The sequence below is a fragment of the Mesorhizobium sp. P2_F5 genome, from assembly GCF_056403715.1.
Window position 1 is genome coordinate 53,001 of sequence record NZ_JBFUEY010000014.1, and the last position, 15,457, is coordinate 68,457.

Annotated in this window: 13 protein-coding genes; 11 read left to right on the forward strand and 2 right to left on the reverse strand. The window is 63.2% G+C overall.

Going from position 1 to position 15,457, the window contains the following annotated elements; translation table 11 throughout:
• The first annotated feature begins 2 nt into the window (after positions 1 to 2).
• The 6 genes from AC1DYO_RS19535 to AC1DYO_RS19560 all read left to right on the forward strand — a co-directional run bounded on the left by AC1DYO_RS19535 (position 3) and on the right by AC1DYO_RS19560 (position 6,890).
• Positions 3 to 1,547 carry a sugar ABC transporter ATP-binding protein gene (locus tag AC1DYO_RS19535; RefSeq protein ID WP_477266014.1) on the forward strand — a complete coding sequence of 515 codons (1,545 nt, stop codon included), beginning with the start codon at positions 3 to 5 and terminating at the stop codon, positions 1,545 to 1,547.
• The gene (locus tag AC1DYO_RS19540) at positions 1,544 to 2,572 is read left to right on the forward strand and encodes an ABC transporter permease (RefSeq protein ID WP_477266016.1); all 1,029 of its coding nucleotides are present in this window, start codon (positions 1,544 to 1,546) and stop codon (positions 2,570 to 2,572) included. Before AC1DYO_RS19535 ends, AC1DYO_RS19540 begins: the two co-directional genes overlap by 4 nt.
• 322 nt (positions 2,573 to 2,894) lie before the next feature.
• Positions 2,895 to 3,827: a substrate-binding domain-containing protein gene (locus AC1DYO_RS19545; protein ID WP_477266018.1), complete on the forward strand. Its 933-nt coding sequence runs from the start codon at positions 2,895 to 2,897 to the stop codon at positions 3,825 to 3,827.
• Positions 3,828 to 3,944: 117 nt separating this feature from the next.
• Positions 3,945 to 4,931: an ABC transporter permease gene (locus AC1DYO_RS19550; RefSeq protein WP_477266020.1), complete on the forward strand. Its 987-nt coding sequence runs from the start codon at positions 3,945 to 3,947 to the stop codon at positions 4,929 to 4,931.
• A gap of 3 nt (positions 4,932 to 4,934) precedes the next feature.
• A complete protein-coding gene (locus AC1DYO_RS19555) occupies positions 4,935 to 5,729 on the forward strand; it encodes an ATP-binding cassette domain-containing protein (protein WP_477266022.1) in 795 nt (264 codons plus the stop codon).
• A 138-nt stretch (positions 5,730 to 5,867) separates the two neighbouring features.
• Positions 5,868 to 6,890 carry a LacI family DNA-binding transcriptional regulator gene (locus AC1DYO_RS19560; protein WP_477266254.1) on the forward strand — a complete coding sequence of 341 codons (1,023 nt, stop codon included), beginning with the start codon at positions 5,868 to 5,870 and terminating at the stop codon, positions 6,888 to 6,890.
• 471 nt (positions 6,891 to 7,361) lie between these two features.
• On the opposite strand, the gene AC1DYO_RS19565 is transcribed toward AC1DYO_RS19560, so the two are convergent.
• A complete protein-coding gene (locus tag AC1DYO_RS19565) occupies positions 7,362 to 7,943 on the reverse strand; it encodes a TetR/AcrR family transcriptional regulator (RefSeq protein ID WP_477266024.1) in 582 nt (193 codons plus the stop codon).
• 243 nt (positions 7,944 to 8,186) lie between these two features.
• On the opposite strand from AC1DYO_RS19565, the gene AC1DYO_RS19570 reads away from it, so the two are divergent.
• Genes AC1DYO_RS19570 through AC1DYO_RS19580 form a run of 3 tightly spaced genes read left to right on the forward strand, consistent with a single transcriptional unit; the run spans position 8,187 to position 12,777 of the window.
• Positions 8,187 to 8,429 carry a hypothetical protein gene (locus AC1DYO_RS19570; RefSeq protein ID WP_477266026.1) on the forward strand — a complete coding sequence of 81 codons (243 nt, stop codon included), beginning with the start codon at positions 8,187 to 8,189 and terminating at the stop codon, positions 8,427 to 8,429.
• Complete coding sequence (locus AC1DYO_RS19575; RefSeq protein WP_477266028.1) at positions 8,423 to 11,608, forward strand: efflux RND transporter permease subunit; 3,186 nt, start codon at positions 8,423 to 8,425, stop codon at positions 11,606 to 11,608. Before AC1DYO_RS19570 ends, AC1DYO_RS19575 begins: the two co-directional genes overlap by 7 nt.
• A 14-nt stretch (positions 11,609 to 11,622) precedes the next feature.
• Entirely contained in the window at positions 11,623 to 12,777 is a 1,155-nt protein-coding gene (locus tag AC1DYO_RS19580; protein WP_477266030.1) for an efflux RND transporter periplasmic adaptor subunit, read from the forward strand.
• Positions 12,778 to 12,839: 62 nt separating this feature from the next.
• On the opposite strand, the gene AC1DYO_RS19585 is transcribed toward AC1DYO_RS19580, so the two are convergent.
• Positions 12,840 to 13,760, reverse strand: a complete 921-nt coding sequence (locus AC1DYO_RS19585) for a LysR substrate-binding domain-containing protein (RefSeq protein WP_477266032.1) — start codon at positions 13,758 to 13,760, stop codon at positions 12,840 to 12,842.
• Between the two features lie 101 nt (positions 13,761 to 13,861).
• Here AC1DYO_RS19585 and AC1DYO_RS19590 point away from each other — a divergent pair, with 101 nt between their 5' ends.
• Complete coding sequence (locus tag AC1DYO_RS19590; protein WP_477266034.1) at positions 13,862 to 14,650, forward strand: HalD/BesD family halogenase; 789 nt, start codon at positions 13,862 to 13,864, stop codon at positions 14,648 to 14,650.
• A 107-nt stretch (positions 14,651 to 14,757) separates the two neighbouring features.
• Positions 14,758 to 15,444 carry a GntR family transcriptional regulator gene (locus AC1DYO_RS19595; protein ID WP_477266036.1) on the forward strand — a complete coding sequence of 229 codons (687 nt, stop codon included), beginning with the start codon at positions 14,758 to 14,760 and terminating at the stop codon, positions 15,442 to 15,444.
• Positions 15,445 to 15,457: the final 13 nt, after the last annotated feature.

Below are 15,457 nucleotides of genomic sequence, written 5' to 3' on the forward strand. Positions count from 1 at the left end.
GCATGCTCGGTTCGCCGATAATGTCGGTGCGCAATCTCGCCATTCGATATGGCGGTGTTGCCGCACTCAGGGATATGAACCTGTCCGTCGGACAGGCGACGATCCATGCCGTGATCGGTGAAAGCGGCGCCGGCAAGTCGACGCTGGTGAAGGTGCTCGCCGGCGTGGTCCGACCCGACAGCGGCACCATCCGGATCGGCGACCAGACCGTTGCCATCGATAGCTCCGCCATTGCTCGCAAACACGGCCTCGGCGTCGTCTATCAGGATCTGAGCCTATTTCCCGACCGTTCGGTGCTGGCCAATCTGTTCGTCGGCCGCGAACCGCTGCGCAACGGTCTGATCTCCACGCGCGAGATGGAGGCGCGCAGCCGCACCTTGCTGCGGCAACTCGAACTCAACGTCGATGTCCGCGCCCCGGTACGTCACCTCGACATGGGCGAGCGGCAGCTTGTCGAACTCGCCCGCGAGCTTCTGCAAACGCCGCGGCTGCTGATCCTCGACGAACCCAATTCGGGTCTCGACCGGCGCAAGACCGAGCATCTATTCACGGTGCTGCGCGGGCTAAAGGCCAAGGGCATGAGCGTGCTCTATGTCTCGCACCGGCTGGAGGACGTGTTGGCCATCGCCGACCACATCACCGTGATGCGCAACGGCCGCGATGTGCTGACCAAGGACCGCTTGGCGTTGAGCGAAGCCGATGTCATCGACGCCATGATCGGCCAGCAGCGTGACAGGCTGTTCCCGCCCGCGCTGCCGGCCAATGCCAGCACGATAAGGCCGCAGATTACCGTGGAGGGTCTGAGCGGCGGCCGAATTTCCAGCGTCAGCTTCACCGCGCGCTCCGGCGAGATTCTTGGCTTTGCCGGGCTTGAGGGATCGGGCGTTGAAGACCTGTTCGAGATGCTGTTTGGCCTGCGCAAGGCGCAAGGCGGCACGGTGCGGCTTCCTGACGGCCATGGCTTGCCGAGAAACCCGACCGAGGCGGCACGGCGCGGCATCGGTCTGGTGCCGGCCAACCGCCTGTGCAACGGACTGATGCCCGACCGGTCGCTGGCCTTCAACATCGGAAACATCGTCGCCGGCGCCCGCAACTGGGGTTCGCGCCGCTATTCGCCCAAGGCCGCGATCGCCGGCGCGGCAAGGCAGATCGAGGCGCTGCGCATCAAGGGCCTGCCGGACGCGCCGGCGAATTCGCTGCTGGCCGGCGATCAGCAGAAAATCGTCATCGCCAAATGGCTGGAGACGGCGCCGCAAGTGCTGCTCCTGGACAATCCGGCTGGCGGTATCGAGGCGGCCGCCAAGCGCAAGATCTATGCGCTGATCCGGCAGATGGCGGCGAATGGCTGCATCGTTTTGTTGCGTTCGGTCGAGCCGTCCGAACTGACCAACCTCAGCAACCGCGTCCTTGTCTTCCATCGCGGCCGGATCGCCGGCGAGGTGTTCGGCGCCGAGATGACGCGAAGGACGGTTCTGCATCTGACCACCACCGGCGAGATGCCGGAGGCGGAACGGCCGAAGAAGAAGCCCGTGGGAACCATGGCATGACAAGACTGGATCCCACGCCGCCGCTTGCCGGATCGGTTGCCTACCCGAAGCGCAGCTTTCGCCTGCCGGCGGAACTCGGCCCCCTCGCCGGGCTCGTGGTCCTGGTGGCGATCATCGGCTTTGCCCGGCCGGGTTTCCTCGATCAGGCCAATCTGCTGTCGCTGCTGGAAACCGCCGCCTATCCCGGCATGCTGGCAATCGGCATGGTGTTCGTGCTCGCCTTGCGCGAGATCGACCTGTCCGTCGGCTGGATGTTCCATCTCGCGGCAATGCTCACAGCATTCCTTCTGGCCGCCGGCATCAACCCGTGGCTCGCCGCATTTGCCGGCGTGCTGCTCGGCGCCGGGCTCGGCCTCGTCAACGGCCTGCTGGTGGTGGCGCTGCGCCTGCCAGTCATTGTCGTCACGCTGGGCACCTTTGCCATGTTCCGTGGGCTGGCGGCGGTGGCCGTCAAGCTGCAAACCACCGCTCCGGTCAATCAAAGCGGCGAGCTTTCGGAGATCGTTCACGGCAAAATGTTCGGCGTCGTGCCGACGGCCGTCTTTGTCTTCGTCGCAATGGCGGCGGTGATGCAGTTCGTGCTCCAGCGCAGCCGCTTCGGCTACCGGGTCCAGGCCGTCGGCAGCAACCCGCAGGCAGCGCTCTATGCCGGCATCCCGACAGGCGCGGTGCGGCTGCAGACGCTGGTGCTGATGGGCATCGTCTCGGGGCTTGCGGGCGTGCTCTGGCTTGGCTTTCCCGTCACCGACGCGGACCAAGGCGGCGGCTTCGTGCTGATGGCGATTGCCGCGGCGATCATCGGCGGCACCTCGCTTTCGGGCGGCCGCGGCACCGTCATCGGTGCGGTGATCGGCATGCTGATCGTCCAGGTCATCCTGAGCGGCGTGACCTTGCTCGGCATCGACGCCACATGGAACCCCTTCGTGATAGGCGCGGTGATGCTGCTTGCCCTGGCGCTCGACCGCCTGGTCAAGGCGCTGCGCAACCGCCAGGCCCAGCGCTTTCAGGAAAATCTGCACGCCTGAGTTCCGGCACCGCCCGCCTGCCGGGAAATATCTCCGCTCCATCTCTTTGTTTGACGCAATTCCCAAGGGAAAGCGCTACGCGCTTTTCCCGGGAAAACCGCTTCGCACTTTTCCTGGAATTGCTCTAACTGATGCAATCTGATGGGATCGCTGATGGCGTGTTGCATCGCGCCACCATCCATTGGGCGGATGGAGGCTTGCCATCGGCCGCAAAAGAAGATGCTCTGAGCATCCAGGTCGGCGCTGGCAGGAGGAAATGACCGGGCATAGCCCGGATCATCGCCGGACGTGGAGGTCGTTTTTCAACATGGGAGGAAAGCAAATGCTGACGAGGCTACGATTACTCGTGCTTGGCTTGATTGTGGCGCTGGCCATTCCGGCAGCGGCGCAAGCCAAGACGTTCTACTGGATTTCGCATGGTGGACCGGCCGACCCGGTCTGGACCTACTTCCTGGCCGGCGCCAAGCAATGGGCGAAGGATACCGGCAACACCGTCAACACCTCGTTCCACAATGGCGACGTCGCCTCGCAGCAGGAGGCCGTGCGCGCCGCGATCTCGGCCAAGGCCGACGGTATCGTCACCACCAGCCCCGATCCGGGCAGCCTTGTCGAGATCGTCAAGGAAGCACGGACGGCGAAAATCCCGATCATCAATTTCAACACGCCCGATCCGAAGGCGAACTTCAATGCCTATGTCGGCGGCGACAACGTCACCTTCGGCAAGCACTGGGCGCAGTATCTGGTCGACAAGGGCCTGGTGAAGAAGGGCGATTTCGTCTGGATGCCGGTTGAAGTCCCGGGCGCCACCTATGGCGTTCAGGAAGAGGAAGGCATCAAGAGCGTCTTCGAACCGCTCGGCATCACTTATGAAATCACTGAAGCCACGCTCGACCAAGCCGAAGTGATCAGCCGCATGGTCGATTACCTTACGGCCAACAAGGCCAAGGTCAAGGCGATCATCGGCCTCGGCGATCTGGTGACCGGCTCGATCAAGCGGGTCTTCGACCAGGTAGGCATCAAGCCGGGCGAAATCCCGGTCGTCGGCTGGGGCAACTCGCTCGACACCACCCAGGAAGTGCTGAACGGCTACGTCAATGCCGGGCAGTGGCAGGACCCACAGGCAACCAGCTATGTGGCGCTTTCGCTGGCCAACATGGCCGCCGGCGGCATACCGCCCGGCTTCAACGTCATCACCGGCGCGCTCTACGAAAAGGACACCGCGCAGGTCTACGACGACATCCTGTCCGGCAAGTAAAACCCGAGACGCAACAGTCGCGACCGTATCCGCGGTCGCGGCTGTCTTGTCCATTCCGCCGAGCCTGCGCAAACATGTGCAGGTCTCAGCCAATTCCCATCATGTCGCGGGTCGCTCGTGGAAAATCGTTCGCTCATCCAACGTCTGATCGCGAGGCCGGAATTCGGGCCTTTCGTGCTGCTGCTCATCGAGCTCGCCGTGTTCTGGGGGTTCAACCATGACTTCCTGTCGCCACAGAACATCTCCAACATACTGGCCTTCACCGTTGAGCTCGGCCTTATTGCGCTGGCGATGACGCTGCTGATGACATCGGGCGAATTCGACCTCTCGGTCGGCTCGCTGTTCGGTTTCTCGCCGGTGCTGATGTGGACGCTGTTCAACAGCGGCGTCACCTCGCTCGAAGTCGGCTTCGTCGTTGCCTTGCTGGTCGCGGCCTTCATCGGGCTGGTCAATGGCTGGTTCGTGACGCAGCTCAAGATCCCGTCCTTCCTGGTGACGCTCGGCATGCTTCTGGTGGTGCGCGGCACCGCCTTGTTCGTCACCGACGGCTTTCCGCAGCGTACCTGGAGCGCCGAAGGCAGCTGGCTGGCCGAAGCGCTGGTCGGCGATTTCTTCATCGGACCGTTCCGCATCTACATGTCGCTGTTCTGGTTCATCGCCGCCGCCGTCGCGCTCGGCTACGTGCTGACACAAAGCCGGACCGGCAACTGGATCCAGGCGGCCGGCGGTAACCCAAGTGCTGCGCGGGCGCGCGGCGTCAATGTCAGCGGCGTCAAGATCGGCCTGTTCGTGCTGTCGTCGCTGATGGCCACGTTCGCCGGCGTCATCTCTTCGCTGCGCACCTCGGCGGCCAACCCCAACAGCGGCACCGGCTATGAGCTCGAAGTCATCGCCATGGTGGTGATCGGCGGCACGGCCCTGACCGGCGGACGCGGCACCATCATCGGCACGGTGCTCGGTATCCTGATCTTGCGCGTCATGCGCAACGGTATCGTGCTGATCGGCGTGCCCGGCCTTGCCTACAACATCTTCATCGGCGCCATCATTCTCGGCATGATGGCGCTCCACTCATGGCTGGAACGCCGGCATCAGGCAGGGACGTGAACCATGGCTGAACCGCTCATCCGCATGACCAATATCAAAAAGTCCTACGGGCGCGTGCAGGCGCTCGAGGACGCCAATTTCCATGTCAATGAAAGGGAGATCGTCGGCCTGCTCGGCGACAATGGCGCCGGCAAATCGACGCTGATCAAGGTGCTGTCGGGTGCCGTCCCGCTGACCAGCGGCGACATCTTCATTCGCGGCAAGAAGGTCAATCTGCGCAGCACCAGCGACGCCATCGCGCATGGCATCGAGACGATCTACCAGGACTCGGCGCTGGTCACGCAGTTGTCCATCGCGCGAAACCTGTTCCTCGGCCGCGAGCCGATCAAGCCGCCGCGCTTTCTGAACCGCATGGACCAGGAGGCGATGAATGTGGTTGCCCGCGACCTGCTGAAACAGGTCGGCATCTCCAAGAACATCCCACCGACGACGCCGATCGGCTCGCTCTCGGGCGGCGAGCGGCAAGCGGTGGCGATCGCCCGCGCCATGCATTTCGACAGCGACCTCATCATCCTCGACGAGCCGACCAACAATCTCGGCGTCGCCGAGACGCAAGGCGTGCTGAGCTTCGTGCGCAACGCACGCGATTCCGGGCATTCCTGCATCTTCATCGCCCACAACATCCACCACGTCTTCCAAGTGGTCGACCGCATCGTCGTCATGCGCCGGGGCAAGGTGGTGGCCGACGACATCGACCCGAAGAAGACCAATGTCGCCGAAGTCGAGCGCATCATCACCGGCATGTCGGACAAGGAAATCCGCGACGCCATCATCGAAGGCAGGCCATCGCACGGCTGAGGCCGTCGGCGCTGCCGACTGGTATGGAAACGCATCAGCTCTAACCCTTTGTGGAGCATGTTCTCTGGACAAAACGGTTCCCGTTTGTCCGACAAAACCGGTTCCCACTTTTCGGGATCATGCTCTATGACTGCAGCCATGAAAGCCACCGTTTCGGACATAGCCAGAAGCTGCGGTCTGTCGACGGCGACCGTCGACCGTGTGCTCAACAATCGGCCGGGCGCCAGCGCCGCCAACCGGCAGCGCGTGATGGAAGCGGCCAAGCAGCTCGGCTATTTGCCGATGGTCGACCAGGTGACGCTGCCGTCGCGGCCGGCGCATCTGGAATTCTTCCTGCCGATCGGCGCCAACGCGTTCATGGTCGATCTCGCGGGGCATATCGAGGACTATGCGGCGCGGCTGCCGCTGGTCGCCTCGTGCCGGATCCACAACCTTGCCGGCATCTCGCCCGCAGCACTCCAGGCGGCGGTCGAAAATCTGTCGCTGAAGGCAAATGGCGTCGGCGTCATCGCCGTAGATCACCCGCGAACGCGCAACATATTGCGCGACGTGGTCGAGGCCGGCATCCGCCTCGTGACGCTGGTGTCCGACGTTCCGGCAGCGCCGCGATCGGCCTATGTCGGCATCGACAACCGCGTTGCCGGGCGCACGGCGGCGCTGTTGATGGGGCGCTTTCTCAATGGCCGGCAGGGTCATCTGGCGATGGTCGTCGGCTCACGCTCCTATCGCGGGCACGAGGAACGCGAGATGGGTTTTCGCTCGGTACTGTCGGAGGAGTTCCCCAATCTCACAGTCTCGAGCGCGGTCGAAATCAATGACGAACCGGAGGGAAGCTATGCCGCGACGATGCAGGCGCTGCACAACGAGCCGGAACTGCTCGGCATCTACTGCGTCGGCGCCGGACGCTCAGGCGTGGCCAGAGCGCTGCTCGAAACCAGGCCGAAGAAGAAGCCGGTCTTCATCTGCCACGACCTGACGAAGGAAACGCGTGGCTATCTCGTCGACGATGTCGCCGATGTCGTCATCGACCAGAATGCGCGGCTGATCGCCGAGCAATCGGTGATCCGCCTGCTCGGCTCGATCGCGTCGGCCGCGCCTTATCTGACGAAGAAATTCATCGAGCCGCGGCTGATCTTCAAGGAAAACGTGCCGGTGCAGTGAATTTGCGCCGTGGCGGCTTTTCCTATTTGTACGACAAGTCGGGGTAGCTGTCGCAAATCTGCACAGCAGCTATGCATCTTTTATGGTTGCCGAATCATTAAGCAACTCGTAGGTATTGGTCGTCGGCCATCTACTCCTCCCAGATGCGATGCCGGCGCTGAACGCGGTGCACCTCCTCCCGCATCTCGTTCGAAATCGAGCCCGCTGCCACCTCCTCCCGGCAGCGGGCTTTTTTCGTTTTTGCAGAGATTCGACGAGAACGAAGACTTCGCAAGCCGGGGCGATGGCAAGGCCCCCTCACCCGGATTGCCAACCGAATTGCGAAGGACAATTCGGGGCAATCCGACCTCTCCCCAAGGGGAGAGGAGTTCGCGCCTGCGCTGGCTCCTGCCTCTTCTCCCCTCGGGGAGAAGGTGGCGGCGAAGCGGCCGGATGAGGGGGGCTTTAGTACAAACTCAGTGCGCTGGAGTTTCAGCGCGCCCGGAAAGAGCTGATCAGGCCTTCGGCCATGCGCACGAACTGTGTGCTGGGGCCTTGGCAGCCCATGGTCTGCACGCTGACACGCGCGCCTTCGAACAGCAGCGACAGCGTATCGGCGAGAAGCTCGGCCTGACCGATGCCGGCATCGCGGCAAAGCGCAACAAGGCGATCGCGCTGGGCTCCCTTGAGTTCCTTGATCACGCTTCTGGCCGGATGGTTCGGTTCGGTCAGTTCGACGGCTGCGTTGGCCATGTCGCAGCCGCGGCCGTCGGCGGCGAGCATCTCGGCTACCTTGCGAACCCAGGCATGCAGTTGCGCCAGCTTGTCGCCAGGGTGCTCAGCCTCGAATTCGTCCCATATCGCGGCGCCCTTGGCTGCCGATGCGCGCAAGCATTGGACGATCAGCTCGTCCTTGGACTCGAAATGACGGTAGAGCGTCATCTTGTTGGTGCCGGCGGCTTCCGTGATGGCGTCGACGCCGACGCCCTTGATGCCATGCTTGTGAAACATGTCCTGCGCCGTCTCCAGGATTCGATCCCGGGGGCGCACACGATCCGTAATGCCGTCTGCCATCGCAGTCTCCTTGTCTCCCTAAAATTTCGGTTCACCTCTTGACTAGGGTGTTACCGGTCTGTAACTATCCTGATGTTACTTACTGGTAACACCTATGTAGCCTTCCGTCAATAACAAGGCCGTGAACTGGTCCTGCCAGATCATAAAGGGTGAAAATTGCAGTTCATGCGGCTTCGGCCGGTGAAGAGATGAAAAAACGGTTCGTGATCATCCGATGCGAATCGCTGGAATGGAGACGCTCCAATGTCGCAGCGCAAGGATTTGACCATCGATGAAGCCATCCGGGATCCGATGATCCGGCTGGTGATGAAGGCGGATCGCGTCAACCCGCGCGCCTTCGAAGCGATGCTGAGGACCGTGGCCGATGAGCAGGGCCTCAGCGGCGCGGCGCCGTCTTCCTACTTTTTGCAGGACCCGGGCTCAGTGCGCAGCCGGCGGCTGTCCCGGTCTGCCCATTCTTTTAAAGAGGCTTGCTTGTCGTGGTAAACTTTTTCATCCATCGCCCGATCTTCGCCTCGGCGATCGCCATCATTATGGTGCTCGCCGGGACGATTTGTTATTTCCTGCTGCCGGTTTCGCAGTTTCCCGACATCACGCCGCCGCAGGTCGTGGTCAGCGCCCATTATCCGGGCGCCAGCGCGCAAGTGGTCGCCGATACGGTGACGACGCCGCTGGAGCAGCAGATCAACGGCGTCGAAGGCATGACCTACATGTCGTCGTCGAGCTCCAATGACGGCTCCTCGACCATCACCATTACCTTCGATGTCGGCTATTCGCTGAGCACCGCGGCCGTCGACGTCCAGAATCGCGTCTCGCAAGCCGCCTCGTCGCTGCCGGCGATCGTCAACCAGGGCGGCGTGACGATCAAGAAGCAGAACCCGAATTTCGTCCTCATCGTCAACCTGACGTCGCCCGACAGTTCGGTCGATCCGGTGGCGCTGAGCAACCTTGCCTATCTGCAGGTCGTCGATCCGCTGAAGCGGCTGCCAGGCGTCGGCGATGTGCAGATCTTCGGCGAACGGCGCTATTCGATGCGCGTCTGGCTCGATCCCGACAAGCTCGCCAATCTCGGCATCACCGCAGTCGATGTCCAGAACGCCATTTCGGAACAGAACGTACAGGTGGCGGCCGGCAAGATCGGCCAGTCGCCGGCGCCCGCCGGCACCGCTTTCGAGATGCAGGTCAACGCCGTCGGCCGCCTGAGCGACCCGAAGGAGTTCGGCGACATCGTCGTGCGCGCCAACACCGGCACCGGCTCGCTGGTGCGGCTGCGCGACGTCGCCCGCATCGAGCTCGGCGCGCTGCAATATTCCTCGTCTGCCTTCTTCGGCAAGGAACCGACGGTCGTGCTTGCCGTCTACCAAATGCCCGGTTCCAACGCGCTCGATCTGCAGCAGCACGTCAAGGACAAGATGCAGGAGTTGTCGGCCCGTTTCCCCAAGGGCGTCTCCTATGCCATGCACTACGACACGACGCGCTTCGTGTCGGCCTCGATGCATGACGTGCTGATCACGCTCGGTGAAGCACTGGTGCTGGTCGTGGCCGTGGTCTTCATCTTCCTGCAGAGCTGGCGCACCACGATCATCCCGACCATCGCCATTCCGGTGTCGCTGGTGGCGACGATGGTCGTCATGGAGATGCTTGGCTTCTCGCTCAACATGCTCTCTCTGCTGGGTATGGTGCTGGCCATCGGCCTCGTCGTCGACGACGCCATCGTGGTTGTCGAAAATGTCGAACGACAATTGGAGGCCGGGCTGAAGCCGCTGGCGGCGACCAAGGCCGCGATGGCCGAAGTCACCGGACCGATCATCGCCACCACCGCGGTGCTGATGGCCGTCTTCGTGCCCGTCGCCTTCATTCCGGGTGTCTCCGGCAAGCTCTACAACCAGTTCGCGCTGACGGTGGCGATTTCGGTCGGCATCTCAGCCTTCAACTCGCTGACGCTCAGCCCAGCGCTGAGTGCCGCCTTCCTGCGCCATCGCGGCGAAACGCAGTTCGCGCCTTTCCGCTGGTTCAACACCGGCTTCGACAAGCTTTCGCATGCCTATGCGCACGGTGTGCGCATCCTTATCCGGCTGCGCTGGATCATGCTCGGCCTGTTCGCGGCCGGACTGGTGGCCACCTATTTCGTCTGGCAGAAGCTGCCTTCGACGTTCCTTCCGGTCGAGGACCAGGGCTACTTCTTCGTCGTCATCCAGCTGCCTGACGGCGCTTCGCTGGAGCGCACCGACGCGGTGGCGCAGAAGGCGCGCGACATACTGCAGTCGACGCCCGGCGTCGACATTGTCGGCTCGATCAGCGGCCTGAACTTCCTGACCAGTGCGGCGCAGTCGAACTCGGCGGTCGAGTTCGCCATCCTGAAGCCTTGGGAAGAGCGCGGCCCCGACCAGAGCGCATCGAAGCTCGTCGCCGACGTGCGCGGCAAGCTGATGCAGATTCCGGAAGCCTTCGCGCTGTCCTTCGATCCGCCTTCGATCCCGGGTATCGGCACCACGGGCGGCTTCGAATTCGTCGTCGAGGATCTTACCGGGCGCGGCAGCGTTGCCCTCAACGATGCGACGCAAGCCGTGATCGCCGAGGCACGCAAGCAGCCGGAAATCAATCCGCAGCAGCTGTTCTCGCCGTTCTCGACCTCGACGCCGCAGTTCAACTACGACCTCGACCGCAGCAAGGCCAAACTGCTCGGCCTCAACCTGCCCGACGTCTTCAACACGCTGCAGATCTATCTCGGCTCGCTCTACGTCAACGACTTCAACCTGTTCGGCCGCACCTTCCGGGTGACCATCCAGGCCGACAAGGATGCACGTGCGGACGCAGCCGACCTTTCGCGGCTTTATGTGCGCAATGCGTCTGGCGGCATGGTGCCGCTCTCGACGCTGGGCAGACTGGTGCCGTTCGTCGGCCCGGAAACCGTGCCTCACTACAACAACAACGCCTCGGCCACGATCAATGGCGGTGCTGCTCCCGGCTTCTCGTCGGGCCAGGCGGTTGCCGCGATGGAACGGGCCGCTGCCACCGCGCTGCCCAGGGATTTCGGTTTCGAATGGACCGGCATCACCTTCCAGGAGCTCAAGGCAGGATCGATCGCGTCGGTCGTCTTCGGCCTCGCCATCGTCTTCGTCTTCCTGATCCTGGCGATGCAGTATGAGAGCTGGGCGATGCCGTTCATGGTGCTGCTGGCGGTGCCACTGGCCCTGTTCGGCGCCTTCGCGGCCCTGTTCCTGCGCGGCATGCAGATCGACGTCTACTCGCAGATCGGCTTCGTCATGCTGATTGGTCTGGCGGCCAAGAACGCCATCCTGATCGTCGAGTTCGCAAGGCGGCGGCGAGAAGAGGGCCTGACTATTGTCGACGCGGCGATGGAAGCCGCGCGGCTGAGGCTGCGGCCAATCCTGATGACGGCCTTCGCCTTCATCCTCGGCGTGCTGCCGCTGATGTTTGCGACGGGTGCGGGTGCTGCAAGCCGGCAGTCGATCGGCACCACCGTCTTCGGCGGCATGGTCGCAGCGACAATCCTGTCGCTGGTGTTCGTGCCGGTCTTCTACGCGGTCATCGAACGGCTGCGCGAAGGCCGCGAGCGCAGCGAACCGGCCGCACATGACCAGGACCATAATGAACCGACTGTCGAACCAGCGCCCGTGCGCCTGGCCGAAGCAGCCGAATAGAATTGGAGACCAAAATGCGTAAATGGAAAATAGCTTTGGGAACGGCCATCGCCCTGGGGGCGATCTCGGTGGCAAGCGTTCACTTCCTCGATATGGGCAATCTCAGCCTCAATGCCGGCACGGCGTCAGCGACGCCGGCGCCAGCGGCCTTCGTGATGCCGGTGCCGGTGGCAAACGTGGTCAAGAAGACGATCCCGATCTACCTCGACTACGCCGCCCGCATCGAGCCGATCCGCAGCGTCACCTTGCAGGCCCGCGTGCCCGGTTATCTTGACGAACAGACGGCTGAGGACGGCGCGGATGTGCGCAAAGGCGACCTGCTCTACAAGATCTCGCCTGACGACTTCCAGGCGGCCCTCGACCAGGCCAAGGCCGAGGTGCAGCGCGACCAGGCAACGCTCGACTATGCGCGTTCCAATCTCGGCCGCGGCTCCGAGCTCGCCAAGAGCGGCTACCTCGCCAAGGACGGGTTCGACCAACGCACCAGCACCTTGCGCCAGGCCGAGGCCTCGCTTGCCGTCAACCAGGCGGCGGTGCGGACGGCCGAGCTCAATTTGAGCTATGCCGAAATCCACGCCCCGTTCGCCGGCCGCGTCGGCCGCAACCAGGCTTCGGTCGGTACGCTGGTCAGCGTCGCCGGAACGGTGCTGAACACGCTGGTGCAGCTCGACCCGATCTACGTCACCTTCAATCCGAGCGAGACGGACCTGGCCGAAATCGAGCAGGCCCGCGCGGCCGGTCCGATCGAGGTCGAGGTGCTGCTGCCCGGCGAGACCGAAGCCAGCCAGAAGGGCGAACTCACCTTCATCGACAACACGGTCGATCACTCGACCGGCACGATTACGGCGCGCGCCACCATCGGCAATGCGAAGTTCTCGCTGCTGCCGGGCCAGTATGTCCGCGTGCGGCTGCACATCAAGCAGCTTCCCGATGCACTGATGGTGCCGCAGGTGGCGCTGGGTTCGAGCCAGCTCGGCAAATATGTCTATGTCGTCGGCAAGGGCAACACGGTCGACCAGCGCATCGTGTCGCTCGGCGCGACCAGCGGCGATCTGGTGGCCGTCCTCAGCGGCGTTGCCGAAGGCGACCAGGTGATAACGGGCAATCTGCAGAAGATCGGACCTGGAATGCCGATCTCGCCATTGCCTGCGGAAAAGCCGGCCAGCTGATAACCCCCATCAGCCCCGGTTTCTGTGGCGCCCTCGGCTCCCACGCCGAGGGCGCCGTTTTTCTATGGAACGCTGCTCACTTTCCCTGGGGTGGCAGCGAGCAGCGCGACGAGCCCGGCTATGTCGGCGCGTTCGGCTTTCGCCGGCAGCATGAAGGCGCAATAAGGCTGTCCAAGCCGTACGGAGACTGGCGAGAGCGCGATCAGGCGTCCGGCTTCGAGATCGGCATCAGCCATCGTCCTCTGGCCAAGCGCGACCCCCAGCCCCAGTCTCGCCGCCGATATCGCCAGGCTGGACAGGCCGACGCGGCGGCCATGCGAGGGATCGGGCGTGCGATTGCCGCCGGAGGCCGCGAACCAGTCCGCCCAGCTTGGATGCGAGGCATAGTTTGGGCCCCAGTTGGTGTGGATGAACTGGCTTTCATGCATATCCGCCAGGACGGAGCCTTCGTTGCCGTGGCGCTTCAGGAAATCGGGCGAGGCGACCGGCAGCACCTCATCATGCACGAGCCGCACCATCCGAAGCGCCGGATAGTGATAGTCGCCATAGGAGATGCGCAGGTCGATGTTCTGGCGCACGACATCGACGGGATCGTCCTCAACGCGGATATCGATGGCCATTTGCGGGAAGCTGTCGAGCAGTTCCGCCAGCCGGGGCGCCAGCCACAATTCGGCCAGCGAGAACGGCACGCTGACGACGAGACGCGGCCGCACGCCGCCCTCCAGCATGCGCCGGCCGACCGCCGCTATGTCGCCGAGCGCGCGGGCCGTCTGGGGATAGATGGCGTGGCCGGCATCGGTCAGCGTGATGCGGTTGCCGTTGCGCACGAAAAGCTGCTTGCCGAACCAGCTTTCGAGGTTGCGGATCTGCTGGCTGACGGCGGCGGAGGAAACGCCAAGTTCAGTGGCGGCAAGCGTGAAGCTGCCGGCGCGGGCGGCAACTTCGAAAGCCCTCACGGCGTTCAAGGGCGGTAGCTTCTCCATATCGCTTCCTCAATATTTTCTTGGGCAACCCTAATAATTTTCCACGTTGAGAGAAAGATTTTTTTGTCGTCTTCTGCTTTCGAAAACCGGAGCATTTGACGATGAAAGACATTCTCGACCTCGACCGCTACCCGCTGGACCGCGAAGGCAGCCCTGAATGGCAGCGGCTGGTGGACACCTCCGTCGCCGCACTCGAAACCGACGGCATGTTCAACCTCGAAGGGTTTTTGCGGCCCGGCGTGGCCGAAAAGGCGGTCGGCGAAATCCAGCCGGTGATGGCGGCGCGATCGCATGTGCACAGGCGCATGCACAACATCTACTTCAAGCCGGACCTTCCCGAACTTGCTCCTGATCACCCGGCGCTCCGCAAGGTCGAGACCATCAGCCATACGGTCTGCGCCGACCAGATTCCCGCCAGCACCGTGCTGGCCATCTACGAATACGAGCCGCTGCTGCGCTTCCTGGCGGCGGCGATGGGCAAGAGCAGGCTGCATGTCATGCAGGACCCACTGGCGCGCACCAATGTCATGGCCTACCGCGCCGGCGAAGCGCTGAACTGGCATTTCGACCGTTCGGAATTCACCACCACGCTCTTGCTGCAGGCGCCGGAGCGCGGCGGCGACTTCGAGTATCGCACCGATCTGCGGTCGGACGAGAACCCGAACTATGACGGCGTCGCAAAGCTGCTGGAAGGGCGCGATCCCGAAGCGAAAATCCTGCGCCTGAAGCCAGGCACGTTGAATGTATTCCGCGGCAAGAACACCGCGCATCGCGTCACCACCGTCGAGGGCGAGCGCGAGCGGATGATCGCGGTGTTTTCCTACTATGAGAAGCCGGGCGTGATGTTCAGCAACGAGGAGCGCGTCGGCTTCTACGGCCGCGCTGCTTGAGGCCAAAAGGCTGACACGCCACCCGCGCACAAGAATCCAGAAATGACCTCTTGTAGGATTGTCGACAATCTGCTTGTCTTGTTTCCGGCTCTCAATGGAGTGGCGACATGGCCAAGCTGGATTTCAGTCCGATCGCGGATACGACACGGCGGGCCGAGATCGTCGCGCTGCTCAGGCGCGCGATCCTGACCGGCCAGCTGGAACCCGGCCAGAAGCTCAATGAGCTCAGGATCGCCGAACAGATGCGGGTCAGCCGTGCGCCGTTGCGCGAGGCGATGCGCGAGCTGGTGCAGGAAGGCATCCTGACCAGCATTCCCTATGCCGGCACTTTCGTCATCGATGTCACCGCCAAGGACATTGACGACGCCTATTCGCTGAACAAGGTGCTCGATGAATTCGCCATCGAGCGGACCTGGAAGCTGCGCGACCAGCGCTTCTTCGACGAGCTCGACCGCCGCCACGAAGCGGTAAAGCAGGCGACGCGCGCGCTAGATACTACCCGCCAGATCGAGACCGCGCTGCAATTGCACGGGCTGATCTATGAGTGGGCCGACAATTCGGTGCTTCTGGAAACCTGGCAGCGGCTGACCAGCCGGCTGCAAATGTACTTTGCCCTGCACCAGCGGGCGCGCAACGAGCCGGTGCCGGCGGAAGATGTCCACGAGACCTATGTGCGGCTGCTGAAGGGCACCGATATGCGCGCCGCCCAGCGCCATGCGCGCGAGCATATCGACCTCGATTTCGAAGAGCTGCTTGCCTATACGCGCGGCCTCGAAAAACGCGCGGGCTCCTGACCCTCACCATCAC

Bases quoted from the DNA above. Each gene is read 5' to 3' on its own strand.
- AC1DYO_RS19595 (WP_477266036.1), top strand. From the start codon at position 14,758: ATGGCCAAGCTGGATTTCAGTCCGATCGCGGATACGACACGGCGGGCC.
- AC1DYO_RS19570 (WP_477266026.1), top strand. From the start codon at position 8,187: ATGTCGCAGCGCAAGGATTTGACCATCGATGAAGCCATCCGGGATCCG.
- AC1DYO_RS19585 (WP_477266032.1), bottom strand. From the start codon at position 13,760: ATGGAGAAGCTACCGCCCTTGAACGCCGTGAGGGCTTTCGAAGTTGCC.
- AC1DYO_RS19535 (WP_477266014.1), top strand. From the start codon at position 3: ATGCTCGGTTCGCCGATAATGTCGGTGCGCAATCTCGCCATTCGATAT.
- AC1DYO_RS19565 (WP_477266024.1), bottom strand. From the start codon at position 7,943: ATGGCAGACGGCATTACGGATCGTGTGCGCCCCCGGGATCGAATCCTG.
- AC1DYO_RS19590 (WP_477266034.1), top strand. From the start codon at position 13,862: ATGAAAGACATTCTCGACCTCGACCGCTACCCGCTGGACCGCGAAGGC.
- AC1DYO_RS19555 (WP_477266022.1), top strand. From the start codon at position 4,935: ATGGCTGAACCGCTCATCCGCATGACCAATATCAAAAAGTCCTACGGG.
- AC1DYO_RS19560 (WP_477266254.1), top strand. From the start codon at position 5,868: ATGAAAGCCACCGTTTCGGACATAGCCAGAAGCTGCGGTCTGTCGACG.
- AC1DYO_RS19540 (WP_477266016.1), top strand. From the start codon at position 1,544: ATGACAAGACTGGATCCCACGCCGCCGCTTGCCGGATCGGTTGCCTAC.
- AC1DYO_RS19580 (WP_477266030.1), top strand. From the start codon at position 11,623: ATGCGTAAATGGAAAATAGCTTTGGGAACGGCCATCGCCCTGGGGGCG.
- AC1DYO_RS19545 (WP_477266018.1), top strand. From the start codon at position 2,895: ATGCTGACGAGGCTACGATTACTCGTGCTTGGCTTGATTGTGGCGCTG.